The organism is Limnofasciculus baicalensis BBK-W-15 (genome assembly GCF_024178385.1).
Classification (GTDB): Bacteria; Cyanobacteriota; Cyanobacteriia; order Cyanobacteriales; family Coleofasciculaceae; genus Limnofasciculus; species Limnofasciculus baicalensis.
This window is the reverse complement of the sequence record NZ_JAMZMM010000678.1, coordinates 1-1,506: the sequence shown is the minus strand read 5'-3', so window position 1 is coordinate 1,506 and position 1,506 is coordinate 1. Positions and strand designations below refer to the sequence as shown.

Sequence of the window (1,506 nt, the reverse complement as noted above, 5' to 3'; positions counted from 1 at the left end):
GGAGTGGGGAGTGGGGAGTTAAAACTCTCATGGGAACTGTGGGTCTATGATTTGTTCTAGGGTGTAGGGGCACTCTTTCGGGAGATCTTGCTTGCTCAATGGTGTCTCTTGCACGACTAATGCGATCGCCTGTTTGTAGGATTTAGCGATCGCTTCTTCGAGGTAAGGCTTCATGCTAGGATTTTCTTGCAAAAGCTCAATAATTTCCTCTCGCTGTAACTCAATTGTAATTGCCCAACTTTTGCCACGTAGGTTGGACTGATATTGTAATCCTAAATCATCTAATCCACGCTTAGTTTTTGTTCTCGATCATTTCAGTCTATGCAAGATCTGAGAGTGTCAATTGTAATATTTTCATTGTGTTTGGTTAAGGCGTTAGCCTGTTGGTAATAATTTCGGTAGGGAGTATCGGAGGGAATGATATACTCAGAGGCGATTGAACAAGCGTTAAAAAGTACAATGGCTCAGGAACGAACATTACCTAACTTTCAAGTTCAAGAAGGAACGATCGCAAAAGAAGAGGGATTGATCCTCTACGAGGATATGGTATTAGGGCGCTTGTTTGAAGACAAGTGCGCCGAGATGTACTACCGGGGCAAAATGTTTGGCTTCGTCCACTTGTACAATGGCCAAGAAGCCGTATCAACGGGTGTGATTAAGGGATTGCGCACTCATGAAAATGATTATGTCTCTAGCACTTATCGGGATCACGTCCATGCCTTGAGTGCAGGCGTACCAGCGCGGGAGGTGATGGCGGAGTTATTTGGGAAAGCAACAGGGTGCAGTAAAGGGCGCGGCGGCTCCATGCACATGTTCTCCAGCGAGCATCATTTGCTTGGGGGATATGCTTTTGTGGCTGAGGGAATTCCTGTCGCCACAGGTGCTGCTTTTGCGGCGAAGTACCGTCGTGAAGCTTTAGGCGATGAGACTTCTACTGGTGTCACCGCCTGCTTCTTTGGGGATGGTGCTTGCAATAACGGTCAGTTTTTTGAATGCTTGAATATGGCTGCCTTGTGGAAACTGCCAATTCTCTATGTTGTGGAAAACAACAAATGGGCAATTGGTATGGCTCATGAAAGGGCGACATCTCAGCCAGAAATTTACAAAAAAGCTAGTGTGTTTGGGATGCACGGTGTCGAAGTTGATGGTATGGATGTACTTGCGGTACGGGCGGTAGCTCAAGAGGCGATCGCACGCGCTCGTGCAGGTGAAGGCCCAACTTTAATTGAAGCACTAACCTATCGCTTCCGAGGTCATTCTCTGGCAGATCCTGACGAATTGCGCTCTAAGGAAGAGAAGGAATTCTGGTTCCCTCGGGATCCGATTAAAAAGTTGGCTGGATATCTCACTGAGCAAAATCTCGTTAATTCTGAGGAACTTAAGGCGATCGATCGGAAAGTTCAAGAGACAATTGATGATGCGGTTAAGTTTGCTGAAACTAGTCCGGAACCCGATCCTAGTGAGTTACACCGCTATATTTTTGCTGAAGATTAAATCAATCAGGGG

1 protein-coding gene and 1 pseudogene are annotated in these 1,506 nt (G+C 46.4%); one reads left to right on the top strand and one right to left on the bottom strand.

Annotated elements, in window-relative coordinates:
* Window positions 1–27: 27 nt before the first annotated feature.
* Window positions 28–261, bottom strand: a pseudogene (locus NJ959_RS29400) (DUF29 domain-containing protein); the annotation flags it as partial.
* 198 nt (window positions 262–459) lie between these two features.
* Here NJ959_RS29400 and pdhA point away from each other — a divergent pair.
* Entirely contained in the window at window positions 460–1,494 is a 1,035-nt protein-coding gene (gene pdhA / locus NJ959_RS29395; RefSeq protein ID WP_254015300.1) for a pyruvate dehydrogenase (acetyl-transferring) E1 component subunit alpha, read from the top strand.
* Window positions 1,495–1,506: the final 12 nt, after the last annotated feature.

What these genes read in the sequence shown, in the direction of transcription:
- pdhA (WP_254015300.1), top strand. Translation starts at nt 460, where the DNA reads ATGGCTCAGGAACGAACATTACCTAACTTTCAAGTTCAAGAAGGAACG.